Raw genomic sequence first — 19,401 nt, 5'->3', positions numbered from 1 at the left:
GGCCCTGCCCCACAACGTCCCCCTGCCCCCGCCCACGGAGCCCGGGTTCCAGTGGCTGTCCATCCCCTTGGAGGACCCGCACCGGGACACCCTCATCAAGGACCTGGCGGTGGATGCCCGTCAGCCCTGGGCCCGCGAGCACCTGCGCACGCTGGTGTCGCTGTACGCGAAGCGGCCCTGCTTCGCTTCACAGGTGTTGCCCCGGCTGGAGCCCTTCTATGACGCGGCGGCGCGCGAGTCGGGCCCCGGTTCGCTGCTGCGGGTGCTGCTGGCGAGCATGGCCCTCTTCAACGAGCCGCTGGGCCTGACGCCGAACCTCGTCCTGGCCTCCACGCTGGACAAGCAGGGCGAGGACAAGTCAGCCCGGCTGGTGGCGTACTGCCGGCAGCTGGGCGCGCACACGTACTACTCGGGGTTGGGCTCGTCGCTGTACCTCCAGGTGGGCCGGTTCCGGGACGTGGACGTGCGCGTGCTCTGGCAGCGCTTCCGCCACCCCGAATACGCGCAGGGCCGGCCGGGCCGCTTCGTCCACGGCATGTCGCTGGTGGACGTGCTGGCCAACGTGCCGGTGGATGAGGTGCGCCAGTGGCTGGAGCCCTCGCCCTGGGGACCGTTCGCGCCCCGGCCCCCGGGCGGATGACGGTGACTCAGCCCGCGGAGGCCGACGTGCCCGCCGGCTTGTCCTTGTCGAAGCGCACGAAGTAGCCACGCACGGCGGAGTCCAGGAGCTCGGTCGTCAGGCGCGGCTCCACGCCTTGGTAGTGCGCCATGTCGATGACCTGGTCCAGCAAGTCACGCGGCTGGCAGGCGGCGAACGGGCGGCCCACCGGGCGGTAGTGCGCGTCGATGAGGTAGTCCACCGCCGCCGCGTTGTAGGGCACGCCCCGCTTGCGGCACATCACCTGGAAGATGTCGTGGAACTGCTGCTCGTCCGGGCGCTGCACCTCCAGCTTGTAGCGGACGCGGCGCAGGAAGGCGTCATCCACGAGGTCGCTGGGGTCCAGGTTGGTGGAGAAGGCCGCGAACACGTCGAAGGGCACCTGCAGCTTCTTGCCGGTGTGCAGGGTGAGCATGTCGATGTCGCTCTCCAGCGGGACGATCCACCGGTTGAGCAGGTCCTTGGGGGACACCTTCTGCCGGCCGAAGTCGTCGATGAGGAGCATGCCGTTGCTCGCCTTCATCTGGAACGGCGCCTCGTAGTACTTCACCTCCGGCGAGTACACGAGGTCCAGCATCTCCAGCGTCAGCTCACCGCCCACGACGACGAGCGGGCGCCGGCAGCGCACCCAGCGCCGGTCATACGACGGCGTGCCGGGCTCGTCCTCCACCACCTTGTGGAGGTTGGCGTCGAAGATGCGCACCACGAAGTCGTCAATGAGGATGGCGTGGGGGATGAAGATGTCCCCGCCGAAGCAGTTCACCATGCCCTGGCAGATGGCCGTCTTGCCGTTGCCCGGGGGCCCGTAGAAGAAGATGGCGCGGCCGGAGTTCATCGCCGGACCGATGCCGTCGAAGATGTAGTCCTTGATGATGAGGTCGCCGAACTTGTCCTGCATGCGCGCGCGGGTGATGCGGTTGCCGCGCACGGTCTGCTTCTTCACGGCGGCCGCCCACTCCAGGTAGGGCACCGGCGCGGGGCCGTTGTAGCGGTTGCGGTCGAGCACCTGCCGCAGCACGTCCGTCACGAACGTGGTGAGCTGGTAGATCATCGTCGACTTGCCCACGCCCGAGCCGCCACCGCCGCGGATGTCGATGTACTTCTGGCGGCGCAGGCCCTCGATGACGTCGTCCACCAGCGCGGTGGGCAGTTGGAGGCGCGCGGCGATGTCCATGCCGCGCATCTCACCAGCGAAGAAGAGCGCCTTGAGGACCAGCTCCTCCACGAAGGTGGTGTTGAGGCCCGTCTCCAGCAGGGTGCGGGGCTGGGCGGGCCAGTAGCGGTCGCCCTGGCCGGCGCCGCCCTCCTCTCCCGGCCGCCGCGTCCGGCGCTCGGGGCCGTTGTACTGCGGCGGGCTGGCGGCGCTGCCACGCCGGTCCGGGCCCGAGTACTGGGAAGGCCCAGGCCCACGGCGCTCCGGCGGGGCGACGATGACGGACGGCAGCGTGGCCGGGCCCTGTGGAGGCGCCCGGCGGTCCGGCGGCGAGGACACGGCGCGGCGCTCGGTGGGGAAGTCGGGCTCGGCCGGCTCCGGCGGCAGCGCGGGGCGTGAGCCGGTGGCGGCGCCCGGGGGGCGCGGCGGGAGCGCGGCGGTCGCCCCCGTGGCGCCGACGCGCGGGCGAGGCGGCCCCGACAGCACCGGCGTGGGCACCGTGGGCGGCACCACGGCCGTCTCCACGGGGGTGACGCTGCGGCTGGACTCGTCGCTCGACGAGCCCGACTCCGGGGATGGCGGTCGCCTGAACAGGGACATGCGGTGCTCGCTCCAGGGTGTTCGCGCCGGAGCCTACCGCATCGGTCCGGGTTCAACGAAACGGAGTTGCGGAACAAGCAGAAAAGCACTGAACCCAAGTCTTCCTGTCCGCCGCCTCCCCGACAACGGCGTCGCGCCAGCCAGGTCCGCGGAGCGTGGGTGCTAGCCTTGGCGCATGAGCTTCTTCCAGGAACCGCCGAGGCTGGGCAACCAGTACGACGACGATGCGCTGCTCCAGAGCTACCTGGCGCGCACCTTGCCCCAAGACTTGCGGCGCGGGTTGACGGAGGAGTTCCGCGAGCTGGGAGAGCTGGGCGGGGATTACTTCTACCGCTTCCAGCTCCGCGACCGGCTGAACGAGCCGGCGCTGACCCAGTGGGATGCGTGGGGCCACCGCGTCGACCACATCGAGGTGTCACCGCTGTGGAAGGAAGCCGAGGCCCTGGCCGCGCGGCGCGGCCTGGTGGCCACGGCCTACGAGCAGAAGAACGCCGAGCTCAGCCGCGTCCACCAGTTCGTCCTCAACTACCTCGTGCAGGCGTCGCTGGACGTGTACTCGTGCCCGCTGGCGATGACGGACGGCGCGGCGCGTTCACTGCTCACGCTGGGCAACGCGGCGCTCATCGACCGCGCCCTGCCCCGCCTGACGTCCCGGGATCCGGCCACGGCGTGGACGTCCGGCCAGTGGATGACGGAGCGCACCGGCGGCTCGGACGTGGGGCTCACGCAGACGGCGGCCCGGCAGTCCCCGGAGGGCTGGCGGCTGTCCGGGACGAAGTGGTTCACCTCCGCGACGACGGCGCAGATGGCGCTCACCCTGGCGCGCCCGGAAGGCAATGGCCCCGGAGGAAAGGGCCTGGCCCTGTTCTACGTGGAGACACGCGACGCGGCCGGAAGGCTCAATGGCATCCACATCAACCGGCTCAAAGACAAACTGGGGACGCGCAAGGTGCCCACGGCGGAGCTGACGTTGGATGGCACGCTGGCCATTCCCGTGGCGGGGCTCACGGACGGCATCCGGAACATGGCGTGGATGCTGAATGTGACACGCACCTGGAACGCGGTGGGCTCCGCCTGGAGCATGCGCCGGGCGCTGGCCCTGGCCCGGGACTATGCGCAGCGCCGGGTGCAGTTCGGCGCGACGCTGGCGGACAAGCCGCTGCACATGGACACCCTGGCGGGGTTGGAGGCGGAGTTCCAGGCGGGGTTCCTGCTGGCCTTCCGCGCCGTGGAGCTGCTGGGCCGCATGGAGGCGAAGGTGGCCACCGAGCAGGAGCTGCTCCTGCAGCGGCTGGTGACCCCCCTGGCGAAGCTGACCACCGGCCGGCAGGTGGTGCACGTCACCTCCGAGGTCACGGAGTCCTTCGGCGGCGCGGGCTACGTGGAGGACACGGGCATTCCGCGGCTGCAGGCCGACGCCCAGGTGCTGTCCATCTGGGAGGGCACCACGAACGTCCTCTCCTTGGACGCCCTGCGCGCCCTGGCGAAGGAAGGCGCCTTGGAGGCGCTCTTCCACGAGGTGGAGGGCCATCTGGGCCAGGCCCGGGACGCGGGCCTGCGGCCCTGTGTCGACGCGGCCCACGGCGCGCTGGAGCACGCGCGGGCCTGGGTGGCTGGCGCCATGGAGGACCCCGCCACCCTGGAGGCGGGCGCCCGGCGCTTCTCGCTGACGCTGGGACGGACGCTGGAGCTGGCCTTGCTCTGCGCCCATGCGCAGTGGTGCCTGGAGCATGGCCACGGCCCCCGGAGCAAGGCGGCGGCACGGCGCTTCGCCGCGCACGGCGTGGACCTCATCCAACCGGCCGCGAGCCTGGAGGATGTCCGGCTGTTGGCCTGAGGGCCGCGCCTGGCATCCGCCCCAAGCGACACGACACACTAAAAAAATCCCAATCACTCACATTCAATTCCTGACCCGGGGCCGCCCGGCCCCTCCCTCCGGGGAGGGCGCCCTTGAGGGCGCGCGGACGTCGGCTCACGGACGTCCCCCCCTCCCCTCACGCCGAGCCCGCATATCGTCTGCCCACTCCCAAACGTGGCGCCTGTGTAACGCGTCACGCTTCAAGAGAGGACATGATCGGCCAAAGACATACTCAAGAAAAGACAGAAGAAAGCAGCTGCGCGGCGCGTCCACAACCTTGAATCATGCTCACCATGCACAAGATGCAATGGCGCCGTTTGGACGAGATGCTGGGGGGGCTCAGACCGCCAGAGGGCTGCAGCCTCGAGCAGCTCTCGCGGGACTCCATCGATCAGGTCACGACGCTCCTGGGGAAGTGGTATCCGGACATCCGGGTCGGCACGGAGAGCCGGCACCTGGAGCACTCTTTCTATGATCAGCATGTCTGTCTCCAGGGTGAGTCTCCGGATCAGCCGGTGTATGCGATTCTGGGAAGGGACGAGGCCACCCAGGAAATCATCGGGCTGCTGACGCTGGAGAAGAACGTTCGCGGCCTGCAATTGTCCGCCGCGATGGGGGCCGTCGAGCCCTCGCAGCGAGGCCTGGGCCTGGGGCAGTTCGGCATCGCCCTGCTGGAGCAGGTGGGGCGCGGCATCGGCGCGGAGGTCATCCTGTACTACTCCACCCTGAAGATGGCCCGGGCGCAGCGCAACGCCGAGCTCCGCGGCTTCAAGCTGGTGGGCCTGGTGCCCGCGTTCGACGTGGACGCCATCGCGCCCAACACGGTGAAGCGCGTCTATGAGGCCATCTACGCGAAGGTGCTCGTCGGCCCGGAGAAAATCCAGCTCCCCGACTGGAATGCCCTCATCCCCACCACGCGCGCGCTGTACACGCACCTCTTCGGCCAGCACCCGTCCGCCTCCACCGCGGAGCCCATGACCGTCGTCCCCATTCCTACCTCGGCGCCGGTGCCCATCTCCGCGCCCGAGGCCCGTCATGGTTGAGGTCCGCACCTTCGAGGGCGACGCGAAGGAAGCGTCCCGGTTCATCAACAGCGTCTGGCAGCGCACCTACGGCGCGAAGATGGGATTGACGGTCTGGGACGAGCGTTTCTTCGACTGGCTGCTCTTCAGCAATCCCCTGGCGGACCGGGACTACCTGCTGGGGGCGTATTCGAAGGGCAAGCTGGTGGGGGCCTTCCTGGCGGAGCCGGCGAAAATCCAGCTCGGTCAGCGGCAGGTGGATGGCACCTACGGGAGCTGGGTCAGCGTGGCGCCAGAAAACCGGGGCCAGGGGATTGGCATCAAGCTGTCGGACACCATGCGGGCACGTCACCGCGAGCGTGGCGCGGCCATCACCCTGGGCTGCGTGGCCAACGGCACCCTGGGCCAGGGCTTCTGGGGCCGGCGGAGCCATACGCGCTACCTCAACGGCCTGGGCATGTGGCTGCACGTCTTCAACACGGAGAAGGCGGTCCGCTGGTCGCTGAGCGTCGCCGAGCGCGCGTTCCTCACCTTCACGCGTCCGCTCCACCACCGGGGCTTCCTGGCGGCGCGCACCGACGGCATCCGGGCCTACCAACCCCGGGACCTGTCGCAATGCATGGCCCTGGTCCAGAAGATGATGCGGCCGGTGAACCTGGGCTATGCCTACACGTCAGAGCGTCTGGCCCACCAGCTCCAGTTCCGCGACGTCCCACGCACCTTCGTCCTGGAGCGGGGCGGCGTCATCCAAGGCCTGGTCAACTACTACACGTTGCAGATGACGGCCCGAGGCCTCCTGACGACGGGACTGGTGGACCTGCTCGCCTTCCAGGACGGACTGCCCTTTTCGGAGCAACGGCGGCTGCTGTGGGTCGCCATGCAGGACATGGTGACCCAGGATGTCGACTGCGCCGCGATGCTGCGCAGCCCGTGTACGCCCGCGCACCTGATGCTGCGCTCCAGGTGGTTGCCATTCCCCGGGGGCTCCCGGGTCACCTGCCTGCTCACCACCCCCGACGTGGAGCTGCCCGCCTCCCCCCGGGTGTTCATGCACCTGCGCTGACGCGGCGCGCGCGTCCAGGACTCGCCACGCCCGTGCCTCAGCGCAGCCAGGAGAAGGCGCGCTCGAGCGGGGCCACGCCCTCATCGAGGTGACAGCGGCCGTGCGCGAGGAGCACCCGGCGAGGCTGCCATGCCATCATCCGCTGGTAGCAGGCGCGCGCCCGCGCCGTCCGTCCCCAGGTCGCCACCCGCACCTCGCGTGGCGTCTGTCCCGGCCACATCGCTCCGCCGAGCGTCAGCAGCCATCGCAGGCGGGGCCGGAGACGCTCGGGCTCCAGCGCCATGACCAGGTCCGCGACAATCAAGGTCGAGGACGCACCGTGGAAGAACACCACCTCTTCCACGAAGCGGCTGCCCCGGAAGATGAGCTGGCCCAGCTCCGTGGCCCAGGCCGCGGGCGCGGCGTCGCCGAGGTCGGCATCGAACGGGACGTCCAGCTTCTGGGAGCGCGCCCGCTCGCGAACCCCCGGAGACGCCCAGGCCGTCGCGCGCGGATGGCGTGCCTTCCAGGCCGAGATGCCCGCGTAGTGGAACCGGTTCGGAGAGACGAGGTGCTCCACCGGGCCGAGCGCATCGACCTGCTCGAACAACCCGGGCGTCGGCGCCGTGGGCGACCAGAGCCACAAGCCGCCCGACCCCAGGCGGACGATGACCATGCGCGTCGGGAACGGCAGGGAGATGGGGCCCACGCGCATCCTCGCCACCGGCCCGTCCACCCACCAGACGCCGTCAGCCACGGGCTTGAGGGTGGAGAGCGGCGTGTAGGGGCGCACCCCATCATTCCATTCGAGCTCGGCGGTCATCGCCCAGGCAGCGTACCCCGCTGTCCATGCAATGACGCCACGCGGAAGGACTTCACGTTCGTCACCTTGCCGGAGCGCTCCAGGACGCCTTCTCCCACCAGGAAGAGCGCGCCATGGATGTCCTTCCGACACCGCTCGTACACGTCCGGAGGCACCACCAGGTTCGCGATGCCCGTCTCGTCCTCCAGGGAGATGAAGCAGATGCCCTTGGCCGTGGGTGGACGCTGGCGGCAGATGAGCATGCCCCCCACCGCCACCCTCCGCCCGTGGGCCACCTTCTTCAGCCCCTCCGCCGTCACCGCGCCTTGCTGCTTCAGCACCGGGCGCAGCAGCTCCAGCGGGTGCTTCTCCAGCGACAGCCCCACCGTGTCGTAGTCCGCGACGACCCGCTCCAGCACGTCCATGGACGGCAGCTCCACCGCTGTGCCGTCCATGGCCATGCCGAAGAACAGGTCATCCGAGTCCAGCGGCCCCAGCGCCTGGAGCTCCCACAACGCCTGACGCCGGGAGCCGCACAGCGACGACAGGGCGCCCGCCAGGGCCAACCGTGTCAGCTCGTGCCGAGGCGCCCGCGACCACCGCGCCAGGTCGCCCACGTCGCGGAAGCCCTCGCGCCTCGCCGTCGCCACGCGCCGCCCCGCGGGCTCGCCCAGGCCCTTCACCATCCGCAGGCCCAATCGCAGCGCGGCCCCGCCCTCCTCCAGCGTGCAGTCCCAGCTCGAGTGCCACACGTCCACCGGCCGCACCACCACGCCATGCCGCTGCGCGTCCGCCACCAACGTGTGCGGCGCATAGAAGCCCATGGGCTGCGAGTTGAGCAGCGCCGCCGTGAAGGCCGCCGGGTAGTGGCACTTCAGCCAGCTGGACGCATACGCAATCAACGCGAAGCTCGCTGAATGACTCTCCGGGAAGCCGTAGTGCGCGAAGCCCCGGAAGTTGTCGAACCACTCCTCGGCCTGCTTGCGCGTGTACCCCCGCGACACGCAGCCCTCCACGAAGCGCCCCCGGTATTGCAGCAGCATGGATTCAGCGCGCTTGTGGCTCAGCACCCGCCGCAGTCCGTCCGCCTCGCCCGCGGTGAAGCCCGCCGCCACCATGGCCAGCTTCATCGCCTGCTCCTGGAAGAGCGGCACCCCCAGCGTCTTGCCGAGAATCTCCTTCACCGCCTCGCTCGGGTACGCCACCTGCTCCTGGCCGTGGCGCCGGCGCAGGAAGGGATGCACCATGTTACCGACGATGGGCCCCGGGCGGATGAGCGCGATCTCCACCACCAGGTCGTAGAACGTCCTCGGCCGCAGCCTGGGCAGCATGTTCATCTGCGCCCGGCTCTCAATCTGGAACACACCCACCGTGTCCGCCTCGCACAGCATGTCGTAGACCTTCGGGTCCTCGGCCGGCACCGTCGCCAGGGACAGCTCCCTCCCGTGGTGCTCGCGAATCAGCGCGAAGCACTTCGACAGCGCCGTCAGCATGCCCAGCGCCAGCAGGTCCACCTTCAGCAGCCCCACCGCGTTGATGTCGTCCTTCTCCCACTGGATGACGGTGCGGCCCGGCATCGCCGCGTTCTCCACCGGCACCAGCTCCGTCAGCGGCTCGCGTGTCATCACGAAGCCGCCCACGTGGATGGACAGGTGCCGGGGAAAGCCCTCCAGCTCCATGGCCAGCGCCAGCGTCTTCTGGACCCGGCCGTCCTCCGCGGACAGGCCCGCCTCGCGCAGCACGTCCGGCGTCACGTCGAAGCCGTTCGACGCGGACACCTTCGACAGCCGGTCCACCTGGTCCAACGACAGCCCCAGCGCCTTGCCCGCCTCACGCAGCGCCAGCCGGCCCCGGTAGCAGATGACCTCGCACACCATGCCCGCGTGCCGGCGCCCGTGCTTCTCGTAGACGTACTGGAGGACCTCCTCGCGGCGCTCGTGCTCGAAGTCCACGTCGATGTCTGGCGGCTCCTTGCGCTCCATGCTCAGGAAGCGCTCGAACAACAGGCCCATCCGCACCGGGTCGATGGCGGTGATCTGCAGCGCGTAGCAGACCGCCGAGTTCGCCGCGCTCCCCCGCCCCTGGCAGAGAATCCCCTGGGCCCTGGCGAAGCGGACGATGTCCCACAGCGCCAGGAAGTAGCCGGCGAAGTCCAACGCGGCGATGAGCTTCAGCTCATGTTCAATCTGCTTCACCACCGCCGGGGGCACACCTTCCGGATAGCGGAACCGCAGTCCTTCGTCGGTCAGCACGCGCAGGTGTGCGTCCGCGGTGCGACCCTCGGGCAGACCCTCCTCCGGGAAGCGGTAGTGCAAGTCATCCAATGAGGCGTGGCAGCGCGAGGCCAGCTCCGCCGCGCGCGCCAGGGCCTCTGGCCGGTCCGCGAACAGGCGCGCCATGTCCCGTGGGGACTTCAGCGTCCGCTCCGCGTTGGGCAGCAGCCGCGTCCCCGCCTGGTCCACCGACGTCCCGTGGCGGATGGACACCAGCACGTCCTGCAAGGCCTGCCGCCGGCGGTGATGCGTGTGCACGTCGTTGTGCGCGACCAGCGGCACGCCGAGCTCCAGCGCCAGCCGCTCCGCCCGGGTCTCGCGCTCCGCGTCCCCCGCGGACAGCGTCCGACAGATGCCGACATGGAAGCGCTCCGGGAAGGCCTCCGCCAGCGAGGCGACCTGCTCGAAGGGCGCGGGCGCGGGCAGGAGCGCGAGCAGCCCCGCGGACCGGTCCGCCACCGCGCGCCACGGCAGCCCGGCCTCGCCCTTGGGGTGGGTCATCCGACTCTGGGACACCAGGGCGCACAGGTTGGAGTACCCCGTCCCATCCGCCGCGTACACCACCACCGGGGGGCCGTCCTCCAGCGTCAGCTCGGCGCCCAGGATGAGCCGCACCCCGTGCTCCTTCGCCGCCAGGTGCGCCTTCACCACGCCGTACAGGCCATCCGCGTCCGTCAGCGCGAGCGCACGCAGCCCGAGCCTCGCGGCGGTGGCCACCAGCTCTTCCGGGTGCGAGGCCCCGCGAAGGAACGAGAAGTTGGAGCGGCAGACCAGCTCGGCGTAGTCCACGCCCGGATCTAGATACCGAACAGGCGTTCAGGCGCTAGATTGGATCTTCGCGGTGCGGGCAAGCGACTTCATGGGTTGCGCCCCGCGCTGCTCCGCGCGCTTGAGCGCCGCGGTCGTCCACTTTCGAGAGCGCGGCGCGGCGCTTACTGAAGCCCTCGCGACCGTTTGACAGGACGCCAACCCGACTGACAAACATCTTTCACCATGGACCTCACTCCCACCGCGTGGCAGCTCTGGCTGATCGCGGCGCTCCTTCTGGGAGCGCTGGAGCTCCAGCTCACCAGCTTCATGGTCCTCTGGCTCGCCGTGGGGGCGCTGGCCACCTCTGTCGGGGCGGCCCTGGGCCTGGGGCTCAACGGCCAGCTCTACCTGTTCACCGCCGTCTCCGTCGCCCTGTTCGCGGCCTCCCGCACCCTCTTCAAGAACGTTTTCATGCGTGACGCCACGCATTTGAAGACAGGTATCGAGGCCATGCTTGGCCAGGAGGCCGTGGTGGTGGAGTCCCTGGGCGACCCGCTCGGGGGCACGGTGCGCATCAATGGCGAGCTGTGGACGGCGCGCTCCCTGTCGGGCCCGGTGCCCGAAGGCGAACGCGTCACCGTGGAGCAGGTGGAAGGTCTCAAACTCTGGGTGCGCCGACCGACGGCGTCATTGCCGGTTCCCTCGGAGGCTCCGAGGAAGGAGTAGGTGGGATGGAAGTCGTGACGATTTTCGGCATCTTCGCGGTCATCCTGGTGGGCATCGCCGCCACCGGCATCCGCATCGTTCCGCAGGCCAAGGTCATGGTCGTGGAGCGGCTGGGCAAGTTCTACAAGACGGCCAACAGCGGCCTCAACTTCCTCATCCCCCTGGTGGACGCGCCCCGCGCCATCGAGATGCGCACGGGCAACCGCGTCATGCGCAGCAACCTCGTGGATCTGCGCGAGCAGGTCATGGGCTTCGACACCGTCCAGGTCATCACCCACGACAACGTCAACATGGAGGTCGGCTCGGTCATCTACTACCAGATCGTCGAGCCCGCGAAGGCGCTCTATCAGATAGAGAATCTCGCGCTCGCCATCGAGCAGCTCACGATGACGAACCTGCGCAACATCATGGGCGGGCTGACGCTGGACCAGACGCTCACCAGCCGCGAGACGGTCAACACCAAGCTGCGCATCGTGCTGGACGAGGCCACCGAGAAGTGGGGCGTCAAGGTGACGCGCGTGGAGCTGCGCGAAATCGAGCCGCCCCAGGCCATCAAGGCCGCCATGGCCAAGCAGATGACCGCCGAGCGTGAGCGCCGCGCCGAGGTCACCAAGGCCGAAGGCGACAAGTCCGCCGCCATCCTCCAGGCCGAGGGCGAGAAGATCTCCCGCATCCTCCGCGCCGAGGCCGAACGCGACGCCGAGGTTGCCCGCGCCGAAGGCCACAAGCGCGCCACCATGCTGCAGGCCGAAGGCAAGGCCGAGGCCACCCGGCTCGTCTTCGAGGCCATCCACACCGGCCGCGCCACGCCCGAGGTGCTCGCGCTGCGCTACATGGAGACCCTCCAGGAGCTGGGCAAGGGCGACAACAAGATGTTCGTCCCCTACGAGGCCACCGCCACGCTGGGCGCCGTCGCCGCGCTCAAGGAGGTCTTCACCCAGACGGGGGAGGCCACCAGGCCCGCCCCGGCGCCGGCCCGCGCCGCGCTACGTGCCGCTGATGCTGTCACTGGGACTCTGCACCTTGATTGCCGGCACGCTCGGCTTCGCCACCGGCATCCTCTCCCTCCTGCACGCCTATAGCGGCCCGCTGTGGGACCAGGGCCCGCGCGTCCTCTTCGTCGGCACCTATGAGGCGCTGCACAACGTGGCGCTCGCCCTGCTGCTCGCCATGCTGGGCGCCCTGCTGGCGTCCATCGGCGCGTGGCGGCTCTCCCGCCGGATGGGGAACTTCGCGGCGCCCGCGGCAGGTTGATGCGAAACAGTCAGACGCGCTGCCGGAGTAGCGCGCCCTGCCCCCCATGAAGGCAAGGGTTGCATTCCGGCGCGCGGCTGGACATAGATTGCAGCCATCCCAGGAGGGATTGACGCCCCCTCCCAACGAGAGGTCTGACGCACCCTTGAGGACGCTTCGCTGAACCCCCAGGTCCGTTGACGTTCCCGCGCTGAGCCGCCTTCAGGCTGGCTTGCGCCCTGGCTTCAGGAGCTTCCTTCATGCCTTCCGTACGCGCGCACCGCGTTTCGTTCGCCTTTTCCGACGCTGTTCCCGTCCTCTCCGATGTCGACTTCCACCTGTCCCCTGGCTGGACGGGGCTCGTGGGCGCCAATGGCGCCGGCAAGTCCACCCTGCTCCGGCTGCTGGCGGGAACGCTGACCCCCACGGAGGGACACCTCCAGTTCGAGCCCTCCGCGCCCACCCTGCGCCTCTGCCGTCAGGAGGTGGAGGCGCTGACGCCCGACATCTCCGCCTTCGCGGAGTCGTGGGACGCCGTCGCGCGGCGACTGCACGGCCAGCTGGGCCTGGACGTCACCGCGCTGGAGCGCTGGCCCACGCTGTCCCCGGGCGAGCGCAAGCGGTGGCAGGTGGGCGCCGCCCTGGCCGCCGAGCCCCACCTGCTGCTCCTGGACGAGCCCACCAACCACCTGGACGCGGAGGCCCGCACGTGGCTGGTCTCCGCGCTGCGCCGCTTCCGGGGTCTGGGCCTCGTGGTGTCCCATGACCGCGATCTGCTGGAGTCCCTCACCACCTCCACGCTGCGCGTCCACCACGGGAGCGTTCGGCTGTGGCCCGGCGCCTATACCGCCGCGCGGGCGCACTGGGAGGCGGAGCGCGAGACTGAAATCGCCACCCACCAGCAGGCCCGCGCCGAGCAACGCCGCGCGGCGCACCTGCTGGACCAGGCCCGGCGCGAACAGCAGTCCGCGGACGCCGCGCGGCACACCCGCAAGCGCCTGAAGAACAAGAACGACAACGACGCCCGCTCCATGGGCGCCAAGGTCGTTGCCGGCTGGGCGGAGGCGGGGGCCGGACGGCGCGTGGGCGTCGCACGGCGCGAGTTGGAGCGCGTCAGCGAGGCCGTGGGCGAGTTCACCGCGGACAAGACGTTGGGCCGCTCCGTCTTCATGGACTACGTGCGCGCGCCGAATCCGTGGCTCTTCACGCTGGACGTGCCCGGCCTCCGCGCCGGTGACGTGGAGCTGCTGGGCCCCTTGAAGCTCTCCGTGAGCCGCGAGGCCCGCGTGCGCATCGAAGGGCCCAACGGCGCCGGCAAGAGCACCCTGGTGCGCGCGCTGCTGGAGAACGCGCGCATTCCGCTGGAGCGCGTGCTCTCCCTGCCCCAGGACGTCAGCGCGGATGAGGCCCGGGCCACGCTGGACGCGGTGCGCGCGCTGCCTCCCGAGGAACGCGGACGCGTGCTGTCACTCGTCGCGGCGCTCGGCGTGGACCCGGAGCGGCTGCTCGCCTCCGAGCAGCCCTCCCCCGGCGAGGTGCGCAAGCTCCTCATCGCCCGGGGCCTGGGACAACACGCCTGGGCCCTGGTGCTGGACGAGCCCACCAACCACCTGGACCTGCCGTCCATCGAACGGCTGGAGGCGGCGCTGCGGGAGTACCCCGGCGCGCTGCTGCTCGTCACGCATGACACGTCCTTCGCCCAGGCCTGCACCTCCGAGGTGTGGCGCGTGGAGCATGGCCAGGTGACGGTGACGTCCGGGTAGGCCCGGCGAAGGATTCATCGAGGGGCCGTTCTCCTGCCGAAAGCCGGCGCGATTCCGCGCTCTTTTCCGGAGAACACCCTCGATGAACGCCGCCCGCCTGATTCCCGCCCTCGCCCTTGGAATGAGCCTCACCGCCACGCCCGCGCTCGCGGACAGCGCCTCCTGTGTCCCGACCAACGTGGCGGTGTTCTCCAACCGCATCCACGTGAAGTGCGCCGCCTCTGTCGCCGGCGGCATCTGGTTCTTCGCGCTCGCCTCGTCCGACACCGCGTTCATGAACCGGACGCTCACCCTGCTCACCACGGCGCTCGCCAGCGGCCGGACGCTGGCCGTGGACTACAACCCGTCCAGCACCGCGGGCACGTCCGTCGGGTGTCTCTCCAGCGACTGCCGCCTCATCAACTGGACGGCGATGCAGTGATGCGCGCCATGAACCTCCGGAGCCTCTGGACGGGGCTCTTCCTCCTGGCCGCCACGCTGGGAGCAGGCCCTGTCCACGCATCACTCTACTGGGGCCACGGCGTCCGGAGCAGCACGCCCAGCGTCTGCTTCGTGGGGGACGCCCTCACCTCGCGTCCCGCGCGCGTGCAGCAGGTGATTGACTCCATCCGCGACTTCGAGCGCGTGGCCAACATCCGCTTCAACATCCTGGGCACCTGCCCCTCCCCCATCGTCCTGTCCAACGGCAACCACTGGCATGGCGGCGACATCCGCGTCGTCATCCCAGGGACCAACTCCCCCTTCGCGGGCCAGGTCCCCGACAACGGCTGCCCGATGTTCCTGGACGCCAACGGCCACTACAACGGCAAGAACAATGGCGGTGGGAGCTGGTCCAACGCGCCCTCCGACCTGGGCGCCAACCGCGGCTGCCGGCACAACCTGAAGCTCGGTGACGACGCCGATGCGTTCGGCGTGCCCTGGAAGGACCACACGCTGCACGAGTTCGGGCACGCGCTGGGCCTGCGGCACGAGCACGAGCGCAACGATGTGAGCGGCGCCACCTGCGGCGCCTCCGGGTATGGCGGCGGCGCGAGCAGCGGCTTCCTGACGCCCTACGACAGGGACTCGGTGATGCACTACCAGTTCCTGTCCTGCGGCATCCACGGCAACTACGGCCACGCGGGGCCCTCCACCTGGGACGCGCTGGGGCTGCACATCCTCTACCCCGAGCCGGTCCGCGTCGCGGAGTTCGTGGGCAGGACGGTCATCCGGACCACCGAGGCGCTCAACCTCACCTCGGCCTGGGGCGCCCGCGGCGCCAACCTGTCCTTCGCCGCCTCCGCGTTCTCCTGGAGGCTGTCGGCCGTCACGTACAGTTCGTCCAGCAGCCTCTCCACGTGGCTGGGCGCGGGGACGTACCCGCTGCAGTTCAGCCACTCCGACTTCCTGGGCCGGACGTACACGTACTCGGGGACGGTGAAGGTGCTCACCCCGGCGGACTACGCGAAGCAGATTGCCAGCCCGGTGGCCGCGCGCGCGTCCCTGCTGTGAGCCGCCCGCGCGAGTCACCCGTGGCGGAGGTCTGGGGCGCGGCGAGGCCGCCGCGCTTCGGGCCCGTCAGGTGCCTGGCCGTGCCTGGAACCACGCCACCAGCCGGGCCAGCCCCACCTCCACGGAGACGCGCGGACGGAAGCCCGTCTCTCGCTCCAGCGCGGAGGCGTCCGCCCAGGTCGCGTCCATCTCCCCCGGCTGCGCGGGCGTGGACCTCACCCGCGCCCGGACGCCCAGCCGCCGCTCCAGGATGGACAGGAAGGCCCGCACGGAGACGGGCTCGCCCCGGCCCACGTTGAGGACGCGACAGGCCGGTGCCCCCTGGGGCGGCCGGTCCAGCACGCGCACCACGGCCTCCGCCACGTCCTCCACGTACGTGAAGTCGCGCTGCATCCGGCCCTCGTCATGCAGTGCCAGCTCGGCGCCGTCGCGCAGGGCCCGGAGGAAGCGCAGGGGCGCCATGTCCGGGCGCCCCCACGGGCCATACACCGTGAAGAAGCGCAGGCCGCTGGTTGGGAGCCCGTGCAGATGGCTGTACGCGTGCGCCAGCAGCTCATCGGCGCGCTTGGTGGCCGCATAGACGCTGAGCGGGTGGTCCGCCGCCGCGCCCTCCTGGAACGGGGGCACCGAGCCGGCGCCGTACACGGCGCTGGAGGACGCGTAGACCAGGTGCCGCACCCGGGCCGCGCTGGCCTGCTCCAGCACCTGGAGGAACCCCGACACGTTGGCGTCCACGTACGCCTGCGCGGTGCCCGCCGGCGCGCGCACGCCCACTCGCGCGGCCAGGTGCACCACGGCCTCGGGGCGCGCCTGCTCGAAGAGCGCCCGCAGCGCGGGGCCGTCGGTGACGTCCACGGGACGGAAGGTGAAGCCCGCCGCCCCTGGCAGCGCGCCGAGCCGCGCCAGCCGGGCCTGCTTCAACGCCACGTCCCCGGACGGGTCCAGGTTGTCCGCGCCGATGACGTCATCACCGCGCGCCAGCAGCCGTGCGCTGACGTGGTGGGCAATGAAGCCCGCAGCTCCCGTGACGAGTACCCGCATCCACCTTCACGCTCCCACGCCTGCCCCCAACACGCCACGGCGGAAGACGTGGACGCGGCGCTTCCCGTCCCCGCCACTTGCACGTAGGGTGGAGGCCCTCATGGTGTCCGTGAATCAGCTCCGCCCCTTCGCCGGTGCCTCGCTGGACGCGTTCCGGGCCGCGTCCGGCCCCGTGGCCCTCATCCAGCAGCCCGTGGAACTCATCCGCCAGCACCACCGGGGCCTGGCGGCGCGCACCGTCGGCATGGCACACCGCGCGCACATGGACGAGCGGCTGCTCGCCATGCTCCGCGACTTCGACAACCTGGAGGTCCACTTCCTCCAGCCCTCCGTGGACGGCGAGGAGCTGACGGTCGGCCGCACCGAGGAGTGCGACCTGGTGGTGCCCGACCCGTCCGTCTCCCAGCACCACGCCACGATGCGCTGGAACGCCGCCCGCGGCGGCTTCTCCGTGCGTGACGCCGAGTCCATGAACGGCACCTTCATCAACGGCGCCCCCCTGGGCTACCGCGCCCAGGTGCTGCTCCACGACGGGGACACCCTGGCCTTCGGCGACGCCCAGTTCCTCTACCTGCGCGCCGAAACCGTCTACGAACACCTGCGCCTGGCCGTCCCGAAGAACGCGCCCTGAGCCGCCCCGCGCCCGGGCCTCACGGAATGGCTTGGATGGCCTCCACCACCGCCTTGCGCAGGTAGGAGCGCAGGTCCGTCTGCGCCTGGTACATGCCAATCGTGGAGATGGTGCGCGTGGAGTTGTTCCACCGCAGCTTGCCGTTGGGGCCCACCACGCCGGTCTCCAGCAACACCTCCGCGCGGCCCATCAACTGGGCGGATGTCACGTCCACCCAGTTCAGCACCACCACCACTCCAGCCTCGGCGTCGTTATCGTCGATCATCGCCACCACCTCGTGGATGGTGGGTGACGGCGACTGGGAGATGCGCGTCCCCACCACCTCGAAGCCGCGCTCGCCCAGCGTGGCCTGGGCCTGGCTGACGAGCACCGAGCGGGGGTTGCCTTCCCCCATCATGTCCTGCCGGTACGTGAAGGTCGGCAGCGCGTCCACCCGGGAGCCCACCACCACCACCACCTTGCGCAGGGCCCCTGGCGGGCGGACCTGACGCGGAGCGCACGAAGCGAGCAGGAGGCACAGCAGGACGGCCGCGGGGCGGAGGACGCGCATGACGGGGAACCTGGGAGACGGGTACGGGGCCACTATGCTGGGCCGCCGGGCCTCAGTCGAACAGTCCCTGGAGGTAGAAGCGTCCATCCCGTCCGTCGCGGAACACCCAGGCGGGGCCCAGCCCCTCGAAGTGGACCCGGTAGTAGTCCCGCTGGAAGGGCGTCTGGGACCACCACTCCCCGCCCAGCCGCTCCGGCCCCGTGAGCGCCGTCACCCGGTGCCGCCGGCCCCCCATGCGCGCGGCCAGCAAGCGCCCGGACTCCGCCACCTCCGCGTCCAGGCACGCCGGCTCCGCCAGCAACCGGGAGGGCCGCTCCCGTGAGGCCGCCGGCGCCGGGCCGCGCCGGGCCCCTGGCTCCAGCAGCTCCGCGGACAGGCCCCGCCGCGCCTCCGGCGGCCGGAAGGCCCGTGCCCCATGGGCCGCCTCGGGCCGGTGGACCGACGCCAGGCCCGCCGCGAAGAGCGACGCCTCCCCCAGCGTGGACGCCAGCCGCGACAGCACCACCTCCAGCGCCGCGTCGCCCTCCGGCGCGTCCCCCAGCGCGAGCTGCTGCCCTCCGTCCTCGGAGTGCTCGTCCACCCGCGCGGACACCTCCGCCACCGGGTTCTCCAGCCGCAGCTCCTCCAGCCGGTGCCGCGCCAGCTCATGCAGCAGCTTCGCCCGCGCCGTGGGCCGCGCCAGCGTCAGCGTCACCTGCCGTTGCCCCGAGGGGTCCAGCTTCAGCGTGAAGGTGAGCCGCACCGCCGCCCGGCACCGCCCGGACAGCCGCGCGCCCAACCGGTCCGTCAGCGTCTTGAGCGCGAAGCGCAGCGGCTCGAAGGACTCGGCCGGGAAGTCCAGCACCACGCGCTCCTCCAGCACCGCTTCCAGCGCCGCGGGGACGAAGGGCGTGTCGTCCTCCCCGCGGCACCGCGCGTGGAGTCGTGCGCCCGCCGCGCCGCCCCGGGCCGCCACGGCCCCCGCGGGCAGCGCCGCCACCTCCCCCAGCGTGGTGAGGCCCAGCGCGGAGAACGCCGCCCCCTCGCGGCCTTCCAGCGCGGACAGCGGCAGCGGCGCCAGGGCCCGGGCGCTGCCCCCCGGAGCCACCACCTCCACCCGGCGCGCGCCATGCCGAGCCACCGCGCGCGCGGTGAAGGCCTCCGAGGCCACCACCACGTGCGCCCGGTAGCCCAGCTCCGCGCACAGCGACAGCATCCGCGCGCCCAGGCCCTCCTCGCCGTCGCACAGGTGCGCGGCCCCCGCGTCCAGCCACAATCCGTCCGGCGCGCAAAGCTGGAAGCCTGGGGCCAGTGGCAGCAGCGCCTCCCCCAGCGCCGTCAGCGCGCTCAGCTCGTCCTCCGGGCGGTAGTCGAAGTGCCGCAGCCCCGGCTCCAGCGCCGTGGCCGCCGTCAGCGTCATCCCCGGGCGCACCCCCACCTTCAGCGCCGAGGTGGAGGCGAAGGCCACGCGGCGCTGGCCACGCACCGCCTCCACCAGCGCGAAGGGACGGCCCGCCAGCTCCGGGGACTCCACCACCCGGCGCTGCACCGGGAAGCGGGTGAGGTGCAGATAGGCCCTGCGCATGCCGTGCCTCAGCGCGCCGGAAGGGCCGCGTCCAGCCCCTGCCGCAGGGGCGGCATGGGCGCGTCACGGCCGGGGCGCTGGCCCAGGATGCCCAGCCCGTTGCGCAGCGCTCCGGACTGCCCTCGCAGGAAGTCCGGCGTGTCGTCCTCCGCGTCCTCGGCCACGTCCAGCAACCGGCCTCCCCCCTCCAGCCCCAGCGCCGGGTACAGCGCGCGCCACGGCAGCTCCGCCCGCGCGCTGTACC

The 19,401-nt window shown here is 71.0% G+C and carries 17 protein-coding genes and 1 pseudogene; 11 read left to right on the top strand and 7 right to left on the bottom strand.

Going from position 1 to position 19,401, the window contains the following annotated elements:
- The coding region (locus HV824_RS28775; RefSeq protein WP_176424704.1) for a WbqC family protein at window positions 1–640 on the top strand (640 nt) is incomplete at its 5' end.
- A gap of 7 nt (window positions 641–647) precedes the next feature.
- Here the strand turns inward: HV824_RS28775 and HV824_RS28770 are convergent.
- Window positions 648–2,411: an ATPase gene (locus tag HV824_RS28770; RefSeq protein WP_176417081.1), complete on the bottom strand. Its 1,764-nt coding sequence runs from the start codon at window positions 2,409–2,411 to the stop codon at window positions 648–650.
- A 175-nt stretch (window positions 2,412–2,586) separates the two neighbouring features.
- On the opposite strand from HV824_RS28770, the gene HV824_RS28765 reads away from it, so the two are divergent.
- The 3 genes from HV824_RS28765 (at window position 2,587) to HV824_RS28755 (ending at window position 6,354) form a co-directional block, all read left to right on the top strand.
- Entirely contained in the window at window positions 2,587–4,248 is a 1,662-nt protein-coding gene (locus HV824_RS28765; protein WP_176424703.1) for an acyl-CoA dehydrogenase family protein, read from the top strand.
- A 305-nt stretch (window positions 4,249–4,553) separates the two neighbouring features.
- Window positions 4,554–5,312 carry a hypothetical protein gene (locus tag HV824_RS28760; protein ID WP_176417083.1) on the top strand — a complete coding sequence of 253 codons (759 nt, stop codon included), beginning with the start codon at window positions 4,554–4,556 and terminating at the stop codon, window positions 5,310–5,312.
- Window positions 5,305–6,354, top strand: coding sequence for a GNAT family N-acetyltransferase (locus HV824_RS28755; RefSeq protein ID WP_176417084.1), 1,050 nt, complete (start codon window positions 5,305–5,307; stop codon window positions 6,352–6,354). Before HV824_RS28760 ends, HV824_RS28755 begins: the two co-directional genes overlap by 8 nt.
- Window positions 6,355–6,391: 37 nt before the next feature.
- On the opposite strand, the gene HV824_RS28750 is transcribed toward HV824_RS28755, so the two are convergent.
- Window positions 6,392–7,156, bottom strand: a complete 765-nt coding sequence (locus HV824_RS28750; RefSeq protein WP_176417085.1) for a DUF4336 domain-containing protein — start codon at window positions 7,154–7,156, stop codon at window positions 6,392–6,394.
- A complete protein-coding gene (locus HV824_RS28745; RefSeq protein ID WP_176424702.1) occupies window positions 7,153–10,197 on the bottom strand; it encodes an error-prone DNA polymerase in 3,045 nt (1,014 codons plus the stop codon). Before HV824_RS28745 ends, HV824_RS28750 begins: the two co-directional genes overlap by 4 nt.
- 204 nt (window positions 10,198–10,401) lie before the next feature.
- On the opposite strand from HV824_RS28745, the gene HV824_RS28740 reads away from it, so the two are divergent.
- From HV824_RS28740 to HV824_RS28715, 6 genes are all read left to right on the top strand, one after another.
- Window positions 10,402–10,884 carry an NfeD family protein gene (locus HV824_RS28740; RefSeq protein ID WP_176417087.1) on the top strand — a complete coding sequence of 161 codons (483 nt, stop codon included), beginning with the start codon at window positions 10,402–10,404 and terminating at the stop codon, window positions 10,882–10,884.
- A gap of 5 nt (window positions 10,885–10,889) precedes the next feature.
- Entirely contained in the window at window positions 10,890–11,966 is a 1,077-nt protein-coding gene (locus HV824_RS28735) for an SPFH domain-containing protein (RefSeq protein WP_255208420.1), read from the top strand.
- A complete protein-coding gene (locus HV824_RS28730; protein WP_255208419.1) occupies window positions 11,908–12,138 on the top strand; it encodes a hypothetical protein in 231 nt (76 codons plus the stop codon). The genes HV824_RS28735 and HV824_RS28730 overlap by 59 nt, the downstream gene beginning before the upstream one ends.
- Window positions 12,139–12,377: 239 nt before the next feature.
- Window positions 12,378–13,880, top strand: coding sequence for an ATP-binding cassette domain-containing protein (locus HV824_RS28725; protein WP_176417090.1), 1,503 nt, complete (start codon window positions 12,378–12,380; stop codon window positions 13,878–13,880).
- Between the two features lie 82 nt (window positions 13,881–13,962).
- A complete protein-coding gene (locus HV824_RS28720; RefSeq protein WP_176417091.1) occupies window positions 13,963–14,301 on the top strand; it encodes a hypothetical protein in 339 nt (112 codons plus the stop codon).
- 8 nt (window positions 14,302–14,309) lie between these two features.
- Window positions 14,310–15,371, top strand: a complete 1,062-nt coding sequence (locus HV824_RS28715) for a M12 family metallopeptidase (RefSeq protein ID WP_255208418.1) — start codon at window positions 14,310–14,312, stop codon at window positions 15,369–15,371.
- 66 nt (window positions 15,372–15,437) lie between these two features.
- Here HV824_RS28715 and HV824_RS28710 read toward each other — a convergent pair whose 3' ends face one another.
- Complete coding sequence (locus HV824_RS28710; RefSeq protein ID WP_176424700.1) at window positions 15,438–16,412, bottom strand: NAD-dependent epimerase/dehydratase family protein; 975 nt, start codon at window positions 16,410–16,412, stop codon at window positions 15,438–15,440.
- A 100-nt stretch (window positions 16,413–16,512) separates the two neighbouring features.
- Between HV824_RS28710 and HV824_RS28705 the strand changes: the two genes are divergently transcribed.
- Window positions 16,513–17,043: an FHA domain-containing protein gene (locus tag HV824_RS28705; RefSeq protein ID WP_176417094.1), complete on the top strand. Its 531-nt coding sequence runs from the start codon at window positions 16,513–16,515 to the stop codon at window positions 17,041–17,043.
- Window positions 17,044–17,062: 19 nt separating this feature from the next.
- On the opposite strand, the gene HV824_RS28700 is transcribed toward HV824_RS28705, so the two are convergent.
- From HV824_RS28700 to HV824_RS28690, 3 genes and pseudogenes are all read right to left on the bottom strand, one after another.
- Window positions 17,063–17,593 (bottom strand): hypothetical protein, encoded by a 531-nt coding sequence (locus tag HV824_RS28700; RefSeq protein ID WP_255208417.1) that lies wholly within the window; start codon window positions 17,591–17,593, stop codon window positions 17,063–17,065.
- A 52-nt stretch (window positions 17,594–17,645) separates the two neighbouring features.
- The gene (locus HV824_RS28695) at window positions 17,646–19,157 is read right to left on the bottom strand and encodes a DNA polymerase Y family protein (RefSeq protein ID WP_176424698.1); all 1,512 of its coding nucleotides are present in this window, start codon (window positions 19,155–19,157) and stop codon (window positions 17,646–17,648) included.
- A gap of 8 nt (window positions 19,158–19,165) precedes the next feature.
- Window positions 19,166–19,401: pseudogene (locus tag HV824_RS28690) on the bottom strand (recombinase RecA); the annotation flags it as partial.

Origin of the sequence: Myxococcus sp. AM009 (assembly GCF_013372605.1) — a bacterium.
Classification (GTDB): Bacteria; Myxococcota; Myxococcia; order Myxococcales; family Myxococcaceae; genus Myxococcus; species Myxococcus vastator.
The sequence above is the reverse complement of the archived record's forward strand: the minus strand, read 5'-3'. Positions and strand labels throughout refer to the sequence as shown.